Here is a 22638-nt window from a genome sequence, read left to right as displayed (position 1 = left end):
ATGTAATTTACCTGGCAGATGGAACCGGCTGTTCCATGCCACCTAGTGAGATCTGATCTACTTTAGATCGTTCAATTATTTGAGCTTCAACTACTTTTTCGTCTTGACCGTAAGTGGTGCGTGATGCGTGGCGAACCGCATCTGCCATCGCAGCCGTGCCGGTGGTATCTGGTGGCAAAACTTCGCAATTAAACGGTCGCTCGGCGCGATTATCAATTAACAGTTTTAAGTAAAAGTTATATTTGTCGATATTGATTAGATCGTCCTCAACCAGCGGCTGAAACTCGTGGACCAGAAACTCGGCATCAGCGGCACCCACTCGAAACGCCACAATTGTACCGGCATTGCCCACTACCGCATTGCGAATTTGCTCGGTTAGCTGCTCGATGTATTGGTTGGCCAAACTTAGAGCCAAGCCGTACTTGCGTGCCTCGGATAATATGGACGCAAAGGCGTCGGTAGTAAAGTTTTGAAATTCATCAACATAAAGATAAAACGGCGGGCGCTGATCTTCCGGTACGTCAGCCCGACTCATCGCCGCTACCTGCAATTTAGACACTAAGATCATACCGAGCAAATTACTGTTAACCTCGCCCACTTTACCTTTAGACAAATTAACCAGCAAAATTTTGCCTTCATCCATCACCTTCCTAAAATCAAACGCGCTTTTGGGCTGACCGATGATGTTGCGAATCATGGTGTTGGTCATAAAACGACCAAATTTAGAGGTAAAGTAGTTAAGCATTTCGGATTTATGAAAATCGGAGGTTTTGGACATCTGCTGTTCCCAAAACGCGCGTACCACCGGGTCGGTAACGTGTTGCAACGCTTGGGTTTCAAACTGTTTGTCCACAAACAAACGTGGAATTTCGATCAGCGTTCCCCCATTCGGGTCGGACATCAACGTTAACGCCGCATTACGCAACCAATGCTCAAACTGCGGCCCCACAATACCGGTTTGGTTTGGATCAAATAATTTATAAAATATCTGCACCGCTTCTTGGACCAAAAAATCTCGTTGCTGCGGAGTACTCCACTCTAACAAGTTTAATCCGAGTGGACGGGCAGTGTCGGATGGATCAAAGATAATCACATCTTTAATTCGATTCTCGGGAATGTGTCGCATAATGTATTCGATTGAGTCACCATGCGGATCCAAATACGCCACTCCCAAACCTTCTTTGATATCATCTACAATCATATTTTGCAGCAAGGTTGATTTTCCCACACCAGTCTTACCCACCGCGTACAAATGGCGCATGCGGTCCGCTGGTTTAATGAACACTTGTTTATCTTCACCGCGAAAATGCGATACGCCCAGCAACCTACCCGAGGTTGGAAGGTTTGGCGGCGGGGTGGTTTTTTTGGCTTTAAGCCAGCGGATGTTTGGAGTTTCAATATGACGATTTGGAAAATGAAACAACGAGGTAATTTCTTCGGTGTTCAAAATCATCACTCGTCCCGGCGTAAAGGTGCGCAAAATATAATCCAACACCAACCGAGCTACATTAGGATAATGCGCTGGCTGAATTGAGTTACCGGTAGGATCGGTAAACTGGGCAAATGACGAAGAGATGTTTTCAAGCACCGTTTTGGCTTCCGGTGCAGTTGGCGCGGTAGCAATAATTCGAATTTGAACGTCAAATCCCACCTTACCGGATTTATTGTTTAGTAATTTCAGTTGCTCTTCTTGCATTGGAGTTAACTGACGGCGCTCCGCTTCTGCTTTGGCGTCTTCGGTCATAACCGATTTTTTCAAATTCGGGCTTAGAATATTCCAAAACTGGCGCATCGATGTATCGGCATACGGGTTAAATCCTTTACCAAGTTGCAGCTGCTTGGCCCAAAACATCACCTGCGTGCGCCAATAGCCATCATTCGGGCGAATTAAAAATTGAATTGCCGCTGTGGAATCATCACCCAGTTTTGACAAGGTATTGGTGATGACGTTAAGTGAGCTGGATTCGAGGTCTCGATAGGTGCGAATGGGCAAGATAAAGCTTTTTGCCAATTTTAGCTGATCGGCGGCAATTTTGGCGTTTTTATCGCGTAAAATGGTGTAATCTTGAATTTCTTCTATCATCGCATCCGGATATTGAGCGTGAATTTGTTTTTCAATCAAGCTAACCAGATGTTTAGAAACGCCAACATAAAAGAATATTTCGCGATCGTGGGCGGCAATTTCAAAGGTAATGTGCTCTTGGGGCACGCTACCAAACTTGCGAGAATGATCATATAAGTGTTGAAAGCTGGCGATCAACGGCTCACCAATAGCAATTAGCTCGCGAAAATCTTGACGCACATCTTCTTCGGATGGATTAGTGTCTCTAGGTAAACTGACCTGCAACATCGTTAGTTCAAGCGATCGTTTCAGACGAGACTGCTCTGATTTATGTTTTAGCCACCACACCAATATTGTGACCAGTGCAATTACCAAAGCAAGCAGCAACAACCCTAAAAATAGCGGCCACGCGCTTTGAGTTGTTGTTACAGGTTCGTTTGGAAAATAGCGTGTGTCCATTATTTTTCCGCTTCTTGACGCATTGCGATTACTGCTTGGTCAAGCTCGTATGCTTCCCCGGTCTTACGATCCCGAATAGCGTGCTCCATTTGCTTAAATGTTTCATGTTGAACTGCTTTTTCTTCTGCTAGCATATAGGGGTCATTGGGAAGATTGGATGTATTGGGAGTTACAGTCTCGAGGGGGGCCTTGGGTGTTGGTGGTTGCACTTCTGCAGACACAATTTCAGAAGGACCGTCTGATGCCATTTCATCTTTTGGCGGTTTTTGCCCGGGTTCGGCTAAAATACCGTCAGTAATTTTCTCGACAGCCGGTTTTTCGGCAACGTGATTACTAACCACTTCGGATGATACTATTTCATCCGGCTGTGACGGTTCTTCTAGAGTTCTTGGCTTATCCATTTTGCATTAGCTCCAGTTTTGCCAACCGTTTCTCTAATTTTTCGGCATACCGGCGGACTTTATTTACATCCTCAAGCGTTACATTTATATCTTCACTGTACATTTTCTGTAAGCGATCAATTCGGGCATTGACCTTTTCAAAACCTTGGCGCAATTGAGCAATTTCCATAATTCCCCTGTCATTCCGGGCTCGACCCGGAATCCATATAATAGATATACACTTATAATGATAACCAGATTATCTGGCTAATGCAAAAATATGTACTATGAATCCGGAAATTCCAGTTTGATGATTTACTCAGGGTTGTGTCATTCCGGACAAGATCTAAGAATCCAGTCCTTGGTTCTTATTATGTAGATCCTGAATCAAGTTCAGGATGACAGGGAAAATAATTTCCGGATTCACATTATGTGCAATTAAATTGGACAGAATAAACTGAATAAATTACTTATAATTTAGTGAGCCAATTGCGTAATGTTACATAATATTCATAACGCAAGTTGTCGCTAAACTCTCGATTAAGAATACTAGTCGTATATTCTAATGCGATATCGAATGATTCTGCGTCTGTATTTCTTAAGTCTAGAGAGTATTGCACATTGTCGTCGGTGAAACCGCGAGCATCAAGATAGATTCGGCAAAACAATTTTTCTGGTTCAGTCATTCTTTGATATCGATCGTCTTGATTTAGACGCGCATCATATTGTTGCAAGCGCTCAGTCACATCACCAATATCTTCAATTATTATATCATCCTCTGGTCTACCAGGAGTCTTTGCTGCCGTAATCTCGGTGGCAGTAGATGTTGGCTCGGCTGATTGACCTGGTGAAGGCTCATGATACATCCATCGTTTCACTCTTGCCTTGCGTACAACTTTGTCACCTAGCTTGTAACCGATTCTAGATACGCCAGCAATGTGATTATGGCGTTCTTGACCATCACTTATCCATACAAATTCCTCGTCTGGTGAATCGTAATTGTCTGAATTAAACGCATCACCCACCTTAGCATCAAACGGGTGCATCCCGATAGCATCTAACTGATTATGTAATTCTGCTTGAGACTGTACAATACCACTTAGATAGCGTGATATTTCCGACGCATCATGACCAATAGCTCTACCAAGCGACGGAGCTGGCGCGTACACAAATCTGTCTAAATGTGCTAGGCCATCGGAAGAACATAGCCATTCTGTGTCCTTGCTATAAATATGTTCCTCAACACTTTGTAAACCTTCGATAAATCTCTTAAATTCATCAGGTAATTTGGCAATTTCATTTTCCAGCCGCTGGCTTTCGGATTCAACTGTGGCAGATTCTGCGCTCTTTTTTGCCGCCGAGCTAATTGGTGCGGCTGCTTGCGCCCCCACTTCAGGCTCTGTTGGTGTGGTAATTGATTCTGTAGCTGGCGTGGGTACGGCTGGGGGTTCTTCGTTATTGGGAATCAACGTGACAATGTGACGACCAAGTTCAGACAATCCAATTTGTCGGTAATGATCATCATTAGTGGCTAAAATCTCCTTTGACATATCCGTGATAGTGGCCGCATCTTTTTCGCGAATAGATATCGCGTCATTGAAATCTACGGTGGTTGGCTCATCTGTGCTACGAATCAAGTCTGAAATTAATCCGAAGGCAAACAAATCCTCGTTCGGAATTGAGACTCCTGAACTGGATTCAAAATTAACCGCCTGACGATACACTTTAAGATAATAATCCTTGGCTTGTTCTGGGCTCATATTTTCGACCGCCATAACCCGATCAAACGCCACTTTTTGCCGTCCGGTATAGTTGGACTCTCTTTCGATTTTTATTGGACCTTCTGCATGACGAGTTAAATTTTGTCCAGCTGGCGCCTCTACAGCATTAGCAGGGTTTGTTCCGGCTGTATCATCGACATTTTTCGCTACTTTTTCTTTAGTTGACGAATCGGGCTCAAGAAAAATATATTTGAACGTACCCGTTCTTTCATCCTGTGATATAAGCTTGATCTTAATTTTTTCCTTCCCCAGATATTCTCTCGCGAGTTTAATGTCCTCTGGGTGTTTAGGATCGTATAAAATACAATTCTTGCCATTGATTACTAGAGTTGGCAGCGCCAATACATTATGAATAAAACTATCGCTAACAACTGGATTGTCTATCGTAAGTTCATCACCTTTTTTAATCTCACCCACGTCTGGCAAACTTAGATGTATTTCCATTCTTTTACGTTCAACTTCTGGCTGAGGTGTAGATTGTTCTAGTTTTGATAAAACGCTTGGCGTGTCAACTAATTTGGCGTGAAAATACATATCCTCGGGACTGTTGCCGGGTACCGTGGTAACTTCCACAATCTGATGACCGTGTTGCACTGCCACTTTATCCGGATTGTCAATTTTGATATTAGTTCCATTAACTTGCACAAGTGGCGGTTCTCCGCCTTTAGCAACCAGATTTTCAGTTTTCCCACGAAGAGTAATTTGCTGACCAACATGCAATCCTTCAAATTTGTCTGCCTCAAATTTTGGCAGTTCAGTTGGTTCTACTGGTTTTGGCGTTTCTTCCGGCTCAACGACGGGTTCGCCTTTAGATGATAAGATTGGTTCAGAAGTTTTTTGAGGAGCATCTGCTAATTCTCCGTGGTAAAGTAAATCACCAGCACTTGTACCCGGTATTTTTGTGATTACAACAATTTTATTATCGTGATGAACATGGTTTTTTCTGCGATCATCTAGCGCAATCCTACTACCATTAATCATAATTTCAGGAACGATAAAATTCCCTACTGGATCTTTTTCAATAAATAGGCGCTCGGTGTCGGTCAACGGAATTTCTTGATTGACGTGTAAAGCTTCCAGATTTTCAATTTTAAATTCCGGCAATTTAGTTGGTTCAGCCGACTTTTCAGTCTTTTCCGCCCCACCAACAGGTTCTGATGAAACAGTCGCCGGCTCCGCGTCCGGATCTACTAGTTCATAATAATAAACCTTTTCTCTTGGTACGCTGGAATGAATTTTGACCTTGGCTCTGTCTTTATCTTTGTATTTTTCCCAAATCACTTTTGTTTTTTCTAGAAGAGTTGCACTTGGATTATATAATTTAAATTTTAGCCCATCGACAATTTGTTCATTTAGTATTAGGTTCTTTCCATCTTTATCCTTAACCGGCAATTCAATTTCGTTACCATTCTTAATTTCTTTAAGAATAGATTCTTTTTCTTCAACAGTGCCACTATCTGCCTGATTATCTGAAATTTGAATGAGAGGTATGATATGTTCAACCAAATCACTTAAAGAATTGCGTCTACTCTCATTCGATAATGTCGGGTCGTTAATTCGACTCGCGATAGCACGTAACTCATCATCATTTTGAGAAAAAACTTTTTCAGCGAATCTAAAACTATTTTTTGTTGACGATTCGCCATTTTTAACCAAATCCATTATTACACCAATAGCGGTGAGTGCATCTGCGTCGTAAACACCCTCACCCCTTTGTAACTCCCGGGCAAATTTATATGCTTCTCGATAAACCGTTTGACAGTAACTCCCAGCTTCTGATATAGAAATGCGCGATATCTTTTCAGCCTTATCGGAGATGCGCTGCTGACGGTCAGAGCGATCCACCTTTTTATCTTCTATTGTCTCTGACGGGTCTAAAGAATCTTTGATTGTATCATTCTTACGCCCCGATTGATCTAGCTCGGCTTTATCAGGCTCCGGTTCAGTATCAACCGGCTCGGTTCCGGAAGTTCCATCAGTATCTGTGTCAATAGGGATATCTTCTGTGATATCAGAATCTGTTTCGGTTGGCGTATCTGAAGATGCTTCTGCATGCTGTGACGAAAGAGGTGATTTTTGTGATGTTGGGTTATTATACATTTCGCTAGCCAATCCAGAGGCTGCTCCTGGTACCGCGATTGCACCGACTGTTCCAAGAGTCGAAATATGGCTAACTACTTCGTGCGCCGCTAACCTATTAATTACAACTTCAGCAAATTTTGAATTATGAAAGATTTCTTGGCCGGGCAATAAATGTGACGGTGCAACCGGAGACATTCCCTGTCCAAAAGGTCCGTTTTGTCCTGCACCGTGTAGATATTGCTGCCAGTGAGCCCCAAACAAATGTTTGGCTTTATCAATATCCGCTTGCTTAAGAATAAACCGCCACGTGCCATCTGCTGTTTCTTTAACGTTGTGACCAACATTTGGATCTGTTACCAACTGGTTATCGTGAATCTGCACTCCATCTTTAGCCCAATGCGCAATTTGCTGCTTTACCTCTTGTCCCATTACAATCGAATGAGTTAAGGCGCCAGTCACCATTGCCCCGGCGGCTCCGGAAATACCTTCAATCCATGCCGCCTTTCTTGAAAGTGATTCGTACTGTTTCAGATTTTCACTCTCACGCTTCTTGGTCCGCTCAAGAATTTCTTGTAAAATCTGTGCTTTGCGATTTGGGTCTAGCTCGGCTTGATAATTTTTGCCCAGCTCCATCATTTCGGTGATGTTGCCTGCTCGATCTTGAGCGATTTTATACGCCAAACTACCATCGCCATCTTTGTCTTTATGAATTAGCCGATCACGAAATAGTTTGTCTGCTGCCCCCTTGGCCAGTGTAGCGCCACCAAAAGATATGGCTGCTATCCCTACAGGTGCACCAACAGTTACCGCGAGCAATCCAATAACTGCCGCCGAAATTGTGCCAGCAACAATTCCATTTTTAACCTGGCGGCGCCAATATTCTGGCAATTTATCAATCTTGCTTAATATAAACGATTTTGTTTCTCGATTTACTTCTTCACCATCAACTTCAATCGATTTTTGACCGGTAACGTCTAACATTTTTTGAAAATTTCTGAATCCATGAGTGGATACACTAATATCGGCCATCGCAGATTGATGTCCATTTTCAACTAGGTCTTTAACCAAATCATCATTATCTTCCGGTGAAAGTTCGCCTTCCTTTGACTTTTTGAGTATCGCTTGAATCAAAGCTTGTTTGAGTTCCGCTTCTTTGGCTGGATTATGCTCTTGAGTAATTTCATTGCCGTCATCATCAAATATCATTACATCTGAGCGTAGAGCGTTTAGCTGTTCTCGTATTTCTTCTACAGACAAATTCTTGTCTACAGATTCTGTACGGCCAAATCTCTGCTTTAGTCTTTCTCTAAAGCCAACTTTTGGCTGTGGTTCCGGTTCTCCGGCAGATAAACCTTCGGGCATTCTAACTTTCCTTAGAATTTGTAGCTAAATCTAATGTCTCGACTAATTCAATACGATAATTTAACGCTTCTTCTAGTGCAAGTTGCTCTAAGCTGATTTGACGATCGGTTAAGAATTTTTTCATCGCTTCTTGGTCATCTTTTTCGGCGAGTGCAGAAAATTGTTGTGCTTCTTCTTCCGATACTGCTTCAGCAATCCGCGCAACTACTCTGGCTTGAATAGTTTCGTTAATAATGTTTAGCATTTCAGTTTTTTTATCATCCGGCAAATCTGGAATATGTAATAGTTCAAAGATATCTTTTTCCATTAGATCTTGGACATTGGCCATAACTACTCCTTTATAGTATAAGTATGGCACAACTTTATTGTTGATAGCAATGTTTTTTTCGGACATGCGAAACCCCCGCGAGCAGCTGCCCGCGGGGGCCTCAAGCGCCACTACCAGCCGCGCTTAATATGAACAACAAAGACTACAACGAATATGATCATCGCGATCCCGATGATCCAGTTCCAGTACAGGGCCGCAATCGCGGTGGTGCCGACGACTTGGAGCAGTGTGTGGTCATCCTTCAACGGCTTGGGGAGGTTGTTGGGATTTTCCCACTTCTTCTCCAAAAGCTCCATCACATGACCCACGATTGCGTCGTAGTTGACGACCGCATCCCGGCCATTGCGACCGTCGTGGCCGTTCTTACCATCACGACCACGAGGGCCGGTACGACCCTGACGTCCAGGGTGACCAGTGGGACCAGCTGGTCCCATCTTGCCCTCATGACCTGGCTGACCGGCCGGGCCGGTTGCGCCAGGATCGCCCTTCTCGCCGGTGTCGCCCTTGTCCCCTTTCAGGGTTTCGGTCGACTGGGTGGACTGGTCCGGTGGCGCGACCAGCTGGGACGTCTGCCCCACCTGATCTGCCTTTGGCTGCCCGTCGATCCGATCATCATCCTGCGCGAACGCAGGAATTGTTGCGGCCATTACAACGGCCGCCATGACGAACAACATTGTGAGCCACTTCATGGCCGTATTTCTCCTCCCAGAGAATTTCAGAGTATGTGCGTTAGTGCGACTAAGAGACTAACAACCAACCAAGGTTGTTAATCGCTTTAGTTGCACTAACAATTTTTAATGTACTGCTAACTCACTAATAATTGAGCTTAACATACAATAATAGCATACCTGAGACGTTTTGTCAAGTACTTTACGGTTAATTTGCACGGTTTTTACTCAAATAGATCAAATCTACACACAAAATTGAAAAATTTTCAATTTTAAATTTTAAAACTTAAGGATTAGTCTTTCCAGACTCGCCTCAGACTGGTAGATAATGCTTTGAGTTCGTTTTGGATGATTGCTTGGCGTATTTGATGCGTAAGATCAATAAGTATGAATATATTATGAATTGATAACAATTGCATCGAAAGCGGCTCGTTCTCTACAAACAAATGGTGAACGTATGCGCGGCTGAATCTGGTGCAAGTTGCACACTTACAACCCTCGGTTAGCGGGCGTGAGTCGTTAGTGAATCTGGAGTTTTTAATTTGCACTCTGGTTCCCTTGCCATTTTCAACCATCCAGAATGCGCCATTGCGGCCTAAACGAGTTGGCAACACGCAGTCAAACATATCAATCCCCCGTGTTATAAAATCAAGCAAATCTAGCGGCGTGCCAATTCCCATTAGATACCTTGGTTTATCCTGTGGTAGCTCAGCCAGCGCCCATTCCACTTGCTGCACCATTTCGGCTCGGCTCTCTCCCCCATTAGCCACTCCCCCAATGGCAACGCCGGGCAGATTTTGCGATGCCACAAATTTGGCTGAGGTCTTGCGCAGATCTTCGTCTACCCCACCCTGAACAATGCCAAATAGTAATTGATCGGACGGACTATTTTGATGAAAGCGGAAGGGGATTTTTTCTTGAGATTTCTCCAACGCGGTCGCGCTGACGCGCTCCCCGGGTCGAAATGACAAATTATCCGTATTCTGTCCTCCGTCCTCCGTCTTCTGATTTGGTCGAAATGACGACGAGGATTCTAGCGATTTCTTTTCATTGATACAGCGGGTTAGCCAACGATGGGTTCGCTCCATTCCGGCAAGATATTCAGCTCGGGTTGATGGATATGGCGGGCATTCATCAAACGCCATAATAATATCAGCGCCAAGCTCTGCCTGAATTTTCATCGCAATTTCCGGGGTAAATAAATGTTCACTTCCATCGCGATGCGATTTAAAAGTAACCCCATCCTCAGTAATCGTCGCTTCGGGAATCACCTGATCAGGCGATTCTTCGGTGCGGTTCTTTTTACCTTTACCTAGCGAAAACACTTGAAACCCGCCCGAATCGGTTAAAATTGGGTGATTCCATTGCATAAAGTTATGCAATCCACCCTGTTTCGAAATTAGTGCTGATCCGGGAGACATTGCCAGGTGATAAGTGTTTGCCAAAACTACTTGAGCGTTTAGTTGTTCAAGAATTGTAGGGTCAAGCGATTTGACGCTAGCCTTGGTACCAACCGGCATAAAGCACGGTGTTTGCACCAAACCATGCGCTGTCTGCAATTCCCCAGCACGAGCTTTGCCTGATGTGGCGATTAATTTGAATTGTCCGTTTTTCATATGTTTTTCACAAAAAGACAGCCTTTAACAGCTGCCTCTCTGCTTTTCGATTTGCAAATTAAATGATTACTTTAATTCAACAGTGGCACCGGCAGCAGTCAATTTTTCTTTGGCGGCTTCGGCATCGGCTTTGCTAGCGTTCTCTAAAACGGTTTTAGGCGCAGCATCTACCAAATCTTTGGCTTCTTTTAAGCCCAAGTCTGATCGCACTTCGCGTACCGCTTTGATCACGTTGATCTTCTGATCACCGGAAGCAGCCAACACAACCGTAAAGCTGGTTTTCTCTTCTTCTGGCTCAGCAGCTGCACCGGCAGCAGGAGCAGCACCACCAGCCATCATCATAGGAGCGGCGGCAGTAACTCCAAATTTCTCTTCGAGCGCTTTTACGAACTCGGATAATTCAAGCACGGACATTTTTTCAATTTTGTCCATTAAATCTTGAAATGATTTTTCGTCTGACATTGTATTCCTTTCTTGGATTTATTTTTTACTTTTTTTGTAATTCGATTTGTTTTAAGGCGTTAACCAGGCTACGCGGCACTCCGGACAAAACATTGACCAATCCGTTAAGCGGCGAAGCGATGGAGCCAACCATTTTGGCAAGCAACTCTTCACGTGATGGCAAAGTGGATAGCTGTTTGATAACGCTGGCGTCAATCATCTTGTTTTCCAAAATTCCACCTAAAATTTCCACAATTTCGTGGGATTTAGCAAACAATGTGATTTCTTTAGCCGGTTTGACTTCGTCATCATAAGAAAAGATCATCGCCAATGGTTGACTAAAGGCATCACCAGTAACTTCTATCCCCTGCTCTTTCAAGCTAATTTTAGCGATAGAGTTTTTGGGCACAACCATGTCGATACCCATATTTCGCAAGCTTTTGCGTAGCTCTTCTAAATCTTTGACCTTTAAGCCCTGATATTTTAATAGCACCGCAATTTTGGCGCGCTTAAGTTTATCGGACAAACTGTCTTTAAGTTGATTTTTGGCTTCTTTGGTTTTGGCCATTTTTACTCCGTTCGCAAATAAAAAACTGCTCTGTGTCCAAAGTAAAAGCAGCTGTCTTTTGATTGACTTTGCTCCTGCATCAGTACTTTTACAAGATTACCCGCGTTAGCGGCCTGATGGTCTTTGGAAACTTATTTATATCTTATCTTATTTGATTGTAATTGTCAATGATTTTTGATTCCCTCCTCATCCGCCTTACAGGCACCCCGCTAAGCGGGGTTACGGGACGCTTAGCGTTCCACCTTCTCCTCCAGAGGAGAAGGAATTCCTATTGTCCCCTCTCCTCCAAGAGGAGAGGGTGGCCGTAGGCCGGCCACCGGCTCGTAGACCTACGGCTCGGAGAGGTGAGGAGAAATAAACGGGCGCCGGGGTCGTGTTGACCCAAGCGCCCAGTGCGAATCGCGATGTTGGCTCACCGTGCCGGCGCGAAATACCATGGCAGGCCGGCAATGTTCGACGCTTGGATGTTGTGTGCAACGGCGGTAATCCTCAACGGACCGTTGGCCATGTCAAGCGCCAATATCGATCCGCCTCCCACAACATTGAGGCCGGCGATCCATGTTGGTAGTGTTGGCAATGCACCGCCAGAAGCGACGTGTCGCGCGATTGCCCAGAGCGCCAACTCGACCGGCGCGATACCGTAAGCACCCATAGACCGGTAAAGGGCACCCATACTGTCAAGTGGAAAACCAAATGGGTGCTCGCCCAACTCGCGGCGGGCAAAAAACCATGGCAGATCGACCCCGAATGTGCCGACTCGAAGGGGGTAATCCTCCCCCTCGCAATCTGCCGCCACTGGGTCATTTCCCGCGATCTTGACACCCAGCATCATCAGCATTTCAAGCAGCTGTGGACGTGTCATGCACAGCGGGACTGCAATGCAAGTAGTCCCCCAAACCGGACACCTGCTTATGCGGTCTCGTAGCCCATCCCACTCCGGAATGTTGGTTAACCTGAATAGGCGGGTACATTCCGTCACTTCGCGCTCTTCCCATTCATGCGGATTCACGTAGCATGATGGGCTTGCTGTTTGCGAGGCCATTTCTGTGTCCCTCCTTTGTGGACACACCTAACATCGGTTGTGATTCTCGTATTAAAGAACGTCCGTAGCCCACGCTTCCCTGACCTTCCGAAGCTTTAGCGTAGGAGGTAGCGTACCAATGAGCAGACTAACCTCCTTCGCTCTTCGAGCTACGGCAGGTCAAGAAGTCTGGGCTACGAAATAGGAGTTAGTTTTTCATAGACTGGATTCCCGCCTTCGCGGGAATGACAGATGATTACAGCGACACTTTTACCGCGGGGCCCATGGTTGAAGATAGATAAATCGATTGAATTTTTGGCTGAGGCAATGCCGAAACAAGCGCCAAGTAGTTGCCTTTTAGCTGTTCGGGCGTCATTGAAACTTTACCAATGCCCAAATGCACCACACCACCTTTGTCTTGTTTGTACTCAACGCGGCCAGAAGCAAACTCGGCTTTGGCTTTTTCAACATCTTCGGTAACCGTGCCGGATTTCGGATTAGGCATTAACCCTTTAGGTCCCAATATTTTGGCAGTTTTGGCTAATTTTGGCATTACTGAAGGAATAGCTACTACAATATCAAAATCGATTTTCCCTGCTTCAACTTGAGTAATAAAGGCATCGATATTATCTGCCGTAACTACCATTACTTTTTTCTCTTTACCGCTGCCGGAGGGTAAATGAATAACACCACGCTGGTTAGTCACCGATAGTTTAATGTGTGCTTCTACGGTGGCGTCAAACTTGGTAATCGAGGTTTTTTTGACAACCTCTAGTGCGCCTTCAACCGAATAACTTTGGGTTAGATCTAGGTCTTTGACAGCTTCACGATATTTTTTGAAATGCAGTGGCGCTTTTCGTGGTGTCGCAACCTTAGCTGAATGTTGTTTTTTAACCGGTTCTTCTACCGCTTCAACTTCTTCAACTTCGTTTTCGGCCAAATCTTTGGCACTTTGCTCTACCGCTTTGTCTTCGCCAATTGGAGATTCTACGTCAACTTCAGCGTCCGTTGCACCGGCACCGGATTCTTGTAAAACGTCATTTAGAGATTCGTCAGTAGTTTCTTCAACTACAACTGGTCGTTCGTCCGAGATTTGCTCTGCAATAATTGCAGCCGTTTTCTTAGTGGTTTTGGCCATGTTTTCCTTTCGTGGTGATAACGCTTTTTCGAAGCTCCCACTCATCGTTAATTTCAAATTTCAAATTTTTAATTCGGCTTGATTGTTTCTTCGCTGAATTCTACTTCTTGATTGACTAATTTTAGCACATAATCAGCCGAGCTGTCAATCATTTTCTGAGCGACTGCTGTTTCATCTGCTTCGAAATCCGACAATACGTATTTCTCTACCTCGCCTTGATGTTCCGGCCGGCCAATCCCAAGCTTAATGCGCTTAAAATGCTCGTGACCCAATAGATTTTGAATTGACGCGATGCCGTTATGCCCACCGGTTCCCCCACCAACTCGGGTGCGAATTAATCCCAAATCCAGATCGATATCATCTTGAATTACCGTTAGATCATCTTCACCGATTTTGAAAAATCGCATTAACTCTAGCACCGCTTCGCCGGAATTGTTCATATAAGTCATTGGTTTGGCCAAAATAATTTTATCGCCAGCCAAGTTTTGATGTAACCAAATTTCCGCCCCGTGCGCATGATCGGGTTTTTCATAATGCAAACGATCAACCAACGCATCTATCACCCTAAATCCAATATTATGACGCGTTAATTGATATTTTTTATCCGGATTGCCTAATCCGACGTAAAGGTGGATGTTTTTCATACTTTTTATGATAATCCGGGAATATTGAGGTTACCCGCGATTGCTTTCATCTTCTCGGCAGCCACTGTTTGCGATTTGGCGATGGCTTCTGCCACAACCTGTTGAATCGCTTTTTCCACTTCCCGTTTTTGACCCTCGGCAACTAAAGACTCGTCGATTTCCACACCCAAAATGTGCTGTTCGCCGTTAAAACGCACTTTTACTTTACCGGTTGCCGAAACCGCCTCAATTTCGGTATCTTTTAGCTCTTTTTGAATTGCCCGGGCCTGTTTTTGCAGATCATACAACTGTTTTGCTTTATCAAACATATTGACTCCATTCCATTTGTTTTAAAATTAAAAATTTAAAATTTAAAATTTGCGCGTAGCGCTTACCTATTTATACCAAAAATTCCGCTCAAAAGATAGATTAACATCGCCAAACACCACACTAACAACATAATAAACAGCACCAAAGTCAGGGCGGGGGTGATGCTAACAGCCAATTGGGTTAATTGCGTTTCTAAAAATCCGGTTTTAAAGATGGCGATAATTGCCGCCGCGATAATCACAAAAGACAAAGCGGAATTTTTGAGATCCTGAAAGCTTGGGGTCATAGTGGCACCAATAGCCAATATCAAATAGATCCACAGCACTGCGGTAGCACTTTGCCAATGGGCTGATCTGATTACAGACATTAGAAACGGACCGAAATCATTAATTGACGTGCCAAGTTTGACCGCACTAGTGTCTATTATGCGCGACCCAAGCCAAACCAACGCCAATAGCCCAGCCATAATTGGGGCCATGGTGATAAGAAGCGGACCGATAATCGGAATTTTAGATTGTTCGTGCGCCACTTCGCCACCGGTACGTTTAAAAACACGAATCCGGTGAATCTTGGTACCGGTAATCAAACAAACGCCAGCGTGTGCCAGTTCGTGCAAAATTACTCCCGGCACTACAAACAATCTAAAAACCGGCCCCAAAATGCTTTGAGCCAAAAGGTACGGAATCATCATTCCGATCAAAAATATGGCAAAAATGAGTAATAATACGTTTAACATCTAATATTATTGTAGAACCAATTCTGCTTGAATGAAACGATCCAGATCGCCATCTAACACCGCACCCACATCGCTTGTTTCTACCTCGGTACGATGATCTTTAACCATAGTATATGGCTGCATTACATAGCTGCGAATTTGATTCCCCCACGATCCTTGCACCTGCGGTTTCAGCTTGTTTAGTTCGGTGGCGTCTTCTTTCTCCATCATCAGCAGCAACCGCGATTGCAAAATGCGCATCGCACTTTCTTTATTTTGCATTTGGCTGCGTTCATTTTGGCACGTCACCACAATATTTGTGGGGATGTGAGTAATGCGGACCGCGGAATCGGTGGTGTTCACACCTTGACCACCATGCCCGGAAGCGCGATAGACATCGATGCGTAAATCTTTATCTGGAATGTCTAATTTAGTTTTGATTATTTCGGGTACAACTTCAACTAAGGCAAATGAGGTTTGACGTAAATGCTGTGCATTAAATGGCGAAAGACGCACCAGACGATGTACTCCGGCCTCGCCGCGCATAAATCCATAAGCGTTGGCTGTTTTAATTCTGATAGTTGCACTTTTAATACCTGCTTCTTCGGCGTCGGTTTTTTCCAGTGTTTCTACTCGCCATCCCTTTTTTTCCGCGTAGCGCAGATACATTCGAAGCAACATCAACGCCCAGTCCATCGCCTCTACCCCACCTGTGCCCGCGTGGACGGATAAAATGGCATCGGCGCTGTCATGGGGCTGGTTAAGATATGTAACCAGCTCAAGCTCGTGTAGCTGGTTTTCCAAATACTCTCGGTCAGACGAATCCCCCGCCATCACCATTTCATAAACAGTCTGCCATTGGTCAATTTGATTTTTAAGATCCGCTAATTCTTGAGACATCTGGCTTGCTTCATCTGGATTCTGCCAAACATCGCCATTTTGTAGCTCTACGTTAAGCTGATCAACCCGAATTTGTTTTTGGTCAATGCTTAAGGTTTGTTTGAGTTGTTCAATACGTTTGACTAAATCGTCCATTATTCTCCCATACAACAAAAGCGCTTCGATAAATCTAGGCGCTTTTATTGTATCAAATTATTGATTCAGATGCGGATTTTGAATCTCGCAATTAGTCCAATCATCCCAACAAACGTGGCGATCGGCAAAACTACGCCAGCGCCGGTGGTTGGCAAAGTAGTTGCCGGAGTGGTCGGCACTACCGGAATGCGTACAATTACTGTATCTGCGTGCGCTTGCAACTGACTGTTGTTAAAAATCACCGTTGCGACGTTATGCAAGTTGGTGGCATCGGCTAAATTAGCTGATGTAACAACGCGGAACGTAACCGTTAACTCTTGATTTGGCTTAAGCGCAGGCAAGTTTAATCCTGACCCAAGCAAATCACCGGTTGGTGTAATGACAGCATTGTTGGTCATCACCACCACAGATCCGGCCACAAAATCAACACCGTTAGGCAAAACATCTTTTAGGACCGAGGCGGTTGGAGTGTTACCAGTGTTCTTCACCGTAATCAAATATTCCAAGCCATCTCCGGGGGTGGCGGCGTTAAGCGGTGTAAAGCTGGATTCGTTTTTAGCGATGTTGCGTACACCTTTGGTAATAGACATATTCAACACCGGTTGTCCGACCACGATAACCACGTCGTTACCATAATGGTTAAACATTACGTTATCGTAAGCGTAGCCGACTGCTGGATTTGTAGGTAGCGGATTTTTGACGCTGACAGTGAATGTGCGGACAATTGTTTGACCCGCAGCAATGTTGACTGTCGGATATTCCACAATGGTTTGATTATTGCGATCAATTTCTGCTGACTGATCTTTAATTACGCCGTTGTCAGAAACCGAAGTCACTGTCGCATAATCTAGCACGTCTTTGATACCATCTTTTACGATGTAATTTGTCTTATCTGCGGTACCAATATTTTTGGTAGTCAAAGAATAAGTAATGCTATCACCTGCTTTGGCGGTTACTTTGGTAGCATCAACGTTTTGAGTGTTGTTGAAAGCGGACTTTGACAACACAATATTTGACTTAACAAATTTCATTTGGAACATTATGTATCCGGCATGAGCCCAGCAACCTTGGATATCACCCAGTTTCAAACCGGTAGCAGAGAAAAGCTCGGAACCATTTTGACCGTTAATTAGCGTAGTTGGAGTTTGTCCACCTTCGCTGAACCAACGTACTGAACCAGGAATAATTGAGATTTGAGACGCGCTATCAAGATTGATAGTCAATCCGGTTTTACCCACAATCACGCCACCAACTACCGTATCGGTAACGGTTGGAGCATTATCCGCCGAAATTGACGCAGTTAGATAATGTTTCTGACTAGCAGAAGTAGTATCAACACCCACTTTAATCACCACGTTTTTGGCCATGGAATCCTGAACGCCGTTGTGATAGTAAACCACACCTTCAACCACATCAGTAGAAGCGGCACTAATTGGATCTGATGTCGCAGTCTGACCTTGAGTAATATTTCGGGCGCTTAACAGCTCAACATCACCCTGTTTCATATTAAACAGCGGATCCGGGGTACCGGCTTGGGCTACTAAGCTTACACTAATCACCGATAACACTAAAGCAGAAAAAATTTTAGTTAACATTTTATTCATTTTCATATAATTCCTTACCGTGGTAGTGCTGGAGGACCAGCAGTTACAACTATGTCAGCGGTAGCGGTTTTTAAGTCTAACCCATCGGCAATGACCGTGGCAGTGTTAGTTAGAGTGTAAGTTCCACCAGGAGGACAACTTTGCACCTTCACTTTTAGAGTGATGGTTTTAAAGTTACCAGCGGTCACGTTGGCAATATGAATGCCGGTACCCGCGGTAATCCAAGCATCGTCCACAACGGCAGAGCCGTCCATTAACGTTGATCCGGAAATATAGTCAACATTGGCCGGTAAAATATCTTTAATTACCGGGTTGTTTACCGTGGTTGAACCGGTATTGCGTACTTGAATACGATACAACACATAGTCTCCCGGGCGGACGTTTTCAAGACGACCAACCCACTGACCGGTGTTAGCGCTCCAAACTTCTTTAGTCAACAGTAATCCGGTTTCGGCAGTAACGGTTGTTTTGGCAGTATCTTCATACTTTTTCATACTATTTAACCATACTGAAGCAGTGTTGATTAAATCGTGATTACCGGCTGTGATATTGGTTGACACAATAGCGTCAAAAACAATATATTTGTTGCCGTTAGGCACGCCACTGTTAACCGTACCAATGTTGATACCGTTGCCCACAATACCATCGGCTAACGTGGTACCGTTATTAGGATCAGTTACATTATAAATTTTTGTTGAACCCGCAACATAAGAAATATGCTGTGGCAAAACATCTTTAACCACCACGTTGTCTGCACCAGCGTTACCTTGATTGTACACGGTCAAACGATACTGCAAATGATCACCGGGTTTGGCGGTGTTTTCTTTTACCCATCGTGAACCGGAAACAGAGGTGTTTACCACTTCTTTTAGAATACGCACGTCTGAAACCGGAGTTTCGGACACCGTTACCTTGGTTAAGGCACTGGCCGAAACCATCGCAGCGTTAGTAGCCACCAAGTCGGCGTTATTAGTTAAGGTATGCGTACCAACAGACAAGTTATTCACTTTGACTCGCAAATAAACATAACCGGAATTACCTTGGCCAGGCAACACGTTGCCTACCGGAATGGTAATATTTTGGCCAGAAATGGTTAGCTGACTATCGGGGATGTCAATATCAACATCGTTGTTATTTACATCTTTAACTCGTTTTGTAACAGAGTTAGCTTGATAAGAAACACCATCTGGCAAACGATCGGTAATGGTAGCATTAGTAGCAACCACGCCACCGTTGTTATTGTAATAAATCTGATAACGTAATTGATCGCCAACTAAAGCGGTATTTTCCTTCACCCACTGATTATTACCACCATAAACCGCAACCCATTTTTCGGTCTGTAAATTGGCCACAGTTGGAGTAGAGGTGAAGACAAAATCAGCCAACACGTACCCAACATGATCCCAACAAGATTCAACTGAACCCAGGTTAATGCCATTTGCGCTCATAATACCATCTGGCATTACGATACCGGGCTCGTTAGGATTCGAACCAAAGTTTGGATACCAAGCGGTAGAACCGTTAACATAGGTCATGGTAGCGGATTTATCTAAGTTGATAGTCAAATTTGAATGACCAACCACCTGTCCATTTACGATCGTCGCAGTTACAGGATCAACCCCATCGGCACTAATAGACGATACTAATTGATGTGATTGAGTGTTTCCGGCATTAATTTCGGATAACTTAACCACAGTGTTAGCGGCGGTTGAGCCACCACTATTATGAATATAAATAGCTACTGTTACTCTATCTTGAGTAGTAGCGGTGACCGGGTTAGAGTAAGCTGATTGGTCCTGAGTACGACCAACTAGCTGTTCTTTGTCCCCTTGCATTTGGTTAAACACCGGATTTCCGGCGTGAGTTAATGGAGACACCAAAGATGAACCAACTACTGTCAAAGCAATAGCGGCTAATCCGATATATTTTTTGGATTTTTGAATGATATTCATCATATCTTTCCTTTTCTTTTCTAGTTGTCCTCGCTTCAACTGTGATAGTTGAATGCGAGATAGTATGATTATATCATACTTTCTTCACAACTTGTGTGAATTGTGTAATTATATCACAACATATCATAAGTTGTCAAGTTAGTTGGTGTGGGGCGGCGGCGAACCGTCGCCCCACAGGTGTGCGCTACCTCCGTATCGGAGGAGCCGGTCCCAAGCCCTGGTTCGGGTCTTGGGGGTTGGGTGGGCCAATCCGTATTGGTGGCCCGGGTGGAATTACTCCGGGCGTACAGCCCGGCGGGGTTGGCCTTGGCCGTGGCCTCGGCTGTGGCCGGCATTTCGCCCGATCAGATGATCGGAACGTGTAGCCGACAAACGCCACGGGATAGGTCTGCACCACGTGCGACCCTACCGTCCGCGGCCCCTCGCCGTACAGAGGTGCCACCGGAACGAGAATCGGCCTGTCGATGTACTCAACCCGTTCTGGGCCGGGCACCTCGACGACTCGTTCCTCGTACTGGAACACGTAAACGTTCTCACCGGGAACGTCTCGAATGACGTCGCGCGGGACGTCCCGAGTAACCACTACGGCGTGCGGCTTGATCTGAGTGCCTTCCTTGGACAGCTTGATCCCGTTAGCGCAGATCGTCACGAATCGGGCAACCTTGCCCGAACTAACCTCGAGACGATAGTACTCTAACCAGAACGCCGTGCGTCCCGGTCCGACCGACTTGATGGGGGTTCCCCCACACATGTCGTCGAACCGACTACCAGGAGCTAGCTGCCACAGCGTGAAATTGCCCGCTGCGGCTTTGACCTTGGCTTCGCTGACATCCTTGTCATTGAAACCGAAGAAGTCGCGCAGCATGATGCCGAATATGCCTTCCTTGGCGAAATTCGTCATCGACTGCCCGTCCGGCGACAGCCCAGCCGATCGGGCCGGGTGCGACCGGACCACACCGCGATCATACGTCGCCTGCGCTGTCGCCATGTCGGCGCAGAGCAGGATAGCGGCAATCCACAGGAACTTCATTTCGACCCTCCGAGGCGGAACCGAAGCTCCGGATTCTCATTCTCGGGCGACAAACGAATTGCCCGAGACAACGACCAACCAGATGCCGACTCCACCCACGCCACCAACCATACCTTGGCTGGGTCTGAGGGAAACTCGGCCGTCGCGACGCCGTGTGACAGGTGGCCGGTCCACACCCCCTTGGGGGCAGTCTCGTCAACCTGAAATCCCGGCCCTTCCTTGCAATCGATCGGCTCGATACTGGTCGTGGTGACCGCGAACCGACCGCGGTAATCGATCGTCTGTCCAGTCTTGGGGTCAACCACCCTGATCGACGCCCTAACCGTCTGTTGCTTGACCACAGGCTTCGTCGCCGGAGCCGGCGCGACTTCTCGGTCATCCTCACGGACGTCCGATCGGTCTGCCCTCTCCTGATGCTTCTCGTCGTACTTCCGATCACGAGCCGGTGCCGAAGCCTCTGACGGCTGCTCGATTAGCAGGTTGAACCCCTGCAGCTGAGTAGCCATCTCCCATTCAGACTTCGGCGCACACGTGCGCTTGATCATGAAGTGGAACGACGCCTCAAGAAACTCACCCGAGCGATTTCCCCAGAGCCGTGCGCCCATGGCCTTCGTGACAGACGACTGTGCCGCCCACACCCTGAACTTCATGGTGTAGCCGTTTCGGTCTGGCAATGAGCCAGCCGGTACGGTCAACCGGAAGATTCGCGGTTGGGTCTTGTCCCGCTCCCATTGAAACTGGGAATACGACGGGGTTGTGGTCCGGACCATCGGCGAGTGATCCTTTGACATCACGTCAGGGAAGATCATCGCGTCGACAAGCTGGTCGACGCTACCCCGCAGCTCAACGTTGTCGAGCACCAGGGTGAAGCGTAAATCGACGAAAGACGTGGCGATCGGGGTACCGTTATTCACGGTCCCAAGCACCTCATCTGTCCCCGGGTTGGTGGCCGAAACCACCAGCGAGGACATGACACTCATGTTGTGCGACTTGTCGGTGGAGGTTATGACGCCCCCAACCGACAGTTGAGCGAACGACGAAGTGGTGGCAAACAACGCCACCACGGCGAACACCAGCCACTTACCCTTCATCGAAGTATCCTCCAAGGTATTTGCCCCGCGTTGGGGCGAGTTTTTCTGACAGGATTAAAGACCACAAAGTGCGGCCTTATTCTCCTGCCAGAATCCCAAGTAAGTTAATTAAGGTACTGGATAACAGTCAACTTTTAACAATTAACCATTAACAACCATTTACTGTATCATATATTTCTTTGTTTGTCAATCGCTGGACGGGCGGACATATGAGTCCGCCCCTACAACACTCGTCGCGTTGCGTTAACAACATACCAAAAACGAGGCACAAATCCAGCCAGAAAAAAGGAATAATACCGTCAGATGGATACAGCAGACGCTCATTTGTTTAAAGGGCGTACAATATTGCTTA

19 protein-coding genes are annotated in these 22638 nt (G+C 45.7%); all 19 read right to left on the bottom strand.

Features of this window, described 5'->3' with window-relative positions:
- Positions 1-7: 7 nt before the first annotated feature.
- A complete protein-coding gene (locus WC773_00810) occupies positions 8-2521 on the bottom strand; it encodes a TraM recognition domain-containing protein (GenBank protein MFA6081942.1) in 2514 nt (837 codons plus the stop codon).
- Positions 2521-2922 carry a hypothetical protein gene (locus tag WC773_00805; GenBank protein MFA6081941.1) on the bottom strand — a complete coding sequence of 134 codons (402 nt, stop codon included), beginning with the start codon at positions 2920-2922 and terminating at the stop codon, positions 2521-2523. Before WC773_00805 ends, WC773_00810 begins: the two co-directional genes overlap by 1 nt.
- Positions 2915-3091, bottom strand: coding sequence for a hypothetical protein (locus WC773_00800; GenBank protein ID MFA6081940.1), 177 nt, complete (start codon positions 3089-3091; stop codon positions 2915-2917). The genes WC773_00805 and WC773_00800 overlap by 8 nt, the downstream gene beginning before the upstream one ends.
- A gap of 280 nt (positions 3092-3371) precedes the next feature.
- Positions 3372-8126 (bottom strand): nucleotide exchange factor GrpE, encoded by a 4755-nt coding sequence (gene grpE, locus WC773_00795; GenBank protein ID MFA6081939.1) that lies wholly within the window; start codon positions 8124-8126, stop codon positions 3372-3374.
- 1 nt (position 8127) lies between these two features.
- Entirely contained in the window at positions 8128-8454 is a 327-nt protein-coding gene (locus tag WC773_00790; protein ID MFA6081938.1) for a hypothetical protein, read from the bottom strand.
- Between the two features lie 110 nt (positions 8455-8564).
- Positions 8565-9143 (bottom strand): hypothetical protein, encoded by a 579-nt coding sequence (locus tag WC773_00785; protein ID MFA6081937.1) that lies wholly within the window; start codon positions 9141-9143, stop codon positions 8565-8567.
- 272 nt (positions 9144-9415) lie between these two features.
- Positions 9416-10738, bottom strand: a complete 1323-nt coding sequence (locus tag WC773_00780) for a tRNA guanosine(34) transglycosylase Tgt (GenBank protein ID MFA6081936.1) — start codon at positions 10736-10738, stop codon at positions 9416-9418.
- A 66-nt stretch (positions 10739-10804) separates the two neighbouring features.
- Positions 10805-11200 carry a 50S ribosomal protein L7/L12 gene (gene rplL, locus WC773_00775; GenBank protein MFA6081935.1) on the bottom strand — a complete coding sequence of 132 codons (396 nt, stop codon included), beginning with the start codon at positions 11198-11200 and terminating at the stop codon, positions 10805-10807.
- Between the two features lie 25 nt (positions 11201-11225).
- Positions 11226-11747, bottom strand: coding sequence for a 50S ribosomal protein L10 (gene rplJ, locus WC773_00770; protein MFA6081934.1), 522 nt, complete (start codon positions 11745-11747; stop codon positions 11226-11228).
- 412 nt (positions 11748-12159) lie between these two features.
- Entirely contained in the window at positions 12160-12609 is a 450-nt protein-coding gene (locus tag WC773_00765) for a hypothetical protein (GenBank protein ID MFA6081933.1), read from the bottom strand.
- A 415-nt stretch (positions 12610-13024) separates the two neighbouring features.
- On the bottom strand, positions 13025-13906 hold the full coding sequence (locus tag WC773_00760) for a hypothetical protein (protein MFA6081932.1): 882 nt from the start codon (positions 13904-13906) through the stop codon (positions 13025-13027).
- Between the two features lie 68 nt (positions 13907-13974).
- Positions 13975-14550: an aminoacyl-tRNA hydrolase gene (gene pth, locus WC773_00755; GenBank protein ID MFA6081931.1), complete on the bottom strand. Its 576-nt coding sequence runs from the start codon at positions 14548-14550 to the stop codon at positions 13975-13977.
- Positions 14551-14555: 5 nt separating this feature from the next.
- Positions 14556-14858: a YbaB/EbfC family nucleoid-associated protein gene (locus tag WC773_00750; protein ID MFA6081930.1), complete on the bottom strand. Its 303-nt coding sequence runs from the start codon at positions 14856-14858 to the stop codon at positions 14556-14558.
- 62 nt (positions 14859-14920) lie between these two features.
- Complete coding sequence (locus WC773_00745) at positions 14921-15595, bottom strand: hypothetical protein (protein MFA6081929.1); 675 nt, start codon at positions 15593-15595, stop codon at positions 14921-14923.
- A gap of 6 nt (positions 15596-15601) precedes the next feature.
- A complete protein-coding gene (gene prfB, locus WC773_00740; protein ID MFA6081928.1) occupies positions 15602-16609 on the bottom strand; it encodes a peptide chain release factor 2 in 1008 nt (335 codons plus the stop codon).
- 65 nt (positions 16610-16674) lie between these two features.
- Positions 16675-18219 (bottom strand): hypothetical protein, encoded by a 1545-nt coding sequence (locus WC773_00735; GenBank protein ID MFA6081927.1) that lies wholly within the window; start codon positions 18217-18219, stop codon positions 16675-16677.
- Between the two features lie 8 nt (positions 18220-18227).
- On the bottom strand, positions 18228-20168 hold the full coding sequence (locus WC773_00730) for a DUF11 domain-containing protein (GenBank protein MFA6081926.1): 1941 nt from the start codon (positions 20166-20168) through the stop codon (positions 18228-18230).
- A 181-nt stretch (positions 20169-20349) separates the two neighbouring features.
- The gene (locus WC773_00725; protein MFA6081925.1) at positions 20350-21195 is read right to left on the bottom strand and encodes an IMCp domain-containing protein; all 846 of its coding nucleotides are present in this window, start codon (positions 21193-21195) and stop codon (positions 20350-20352) included.
- Complete coding sequence (locus WC773_00720) at positions 21192-22286, bottom strand: hypothetical protein (GenBank protein ID MFA6081924.1); 1095 nt, start codon at positions 22284-22286, stop codon at positions 21192-21194. Before WC773_00720 ends, WC773_00725 begins: the two co-directional genes overlap by 4 nt.
- Between the last annotated feature and the right edge of the window lie 352 nt (positions 22287-22638).

The organism is Patescibacteria group bacterium (genome assembly GCA_041660565.1).
Taxonomy (GTDB): domain Bacteria; phylum Patescibacteriota; class UBA1384; order CAJBMM01; family CAJBMM01; genus JBAZWC01.
This window is presented reverse-complemented; position numbering and strand designations above follow the sequence as displayed.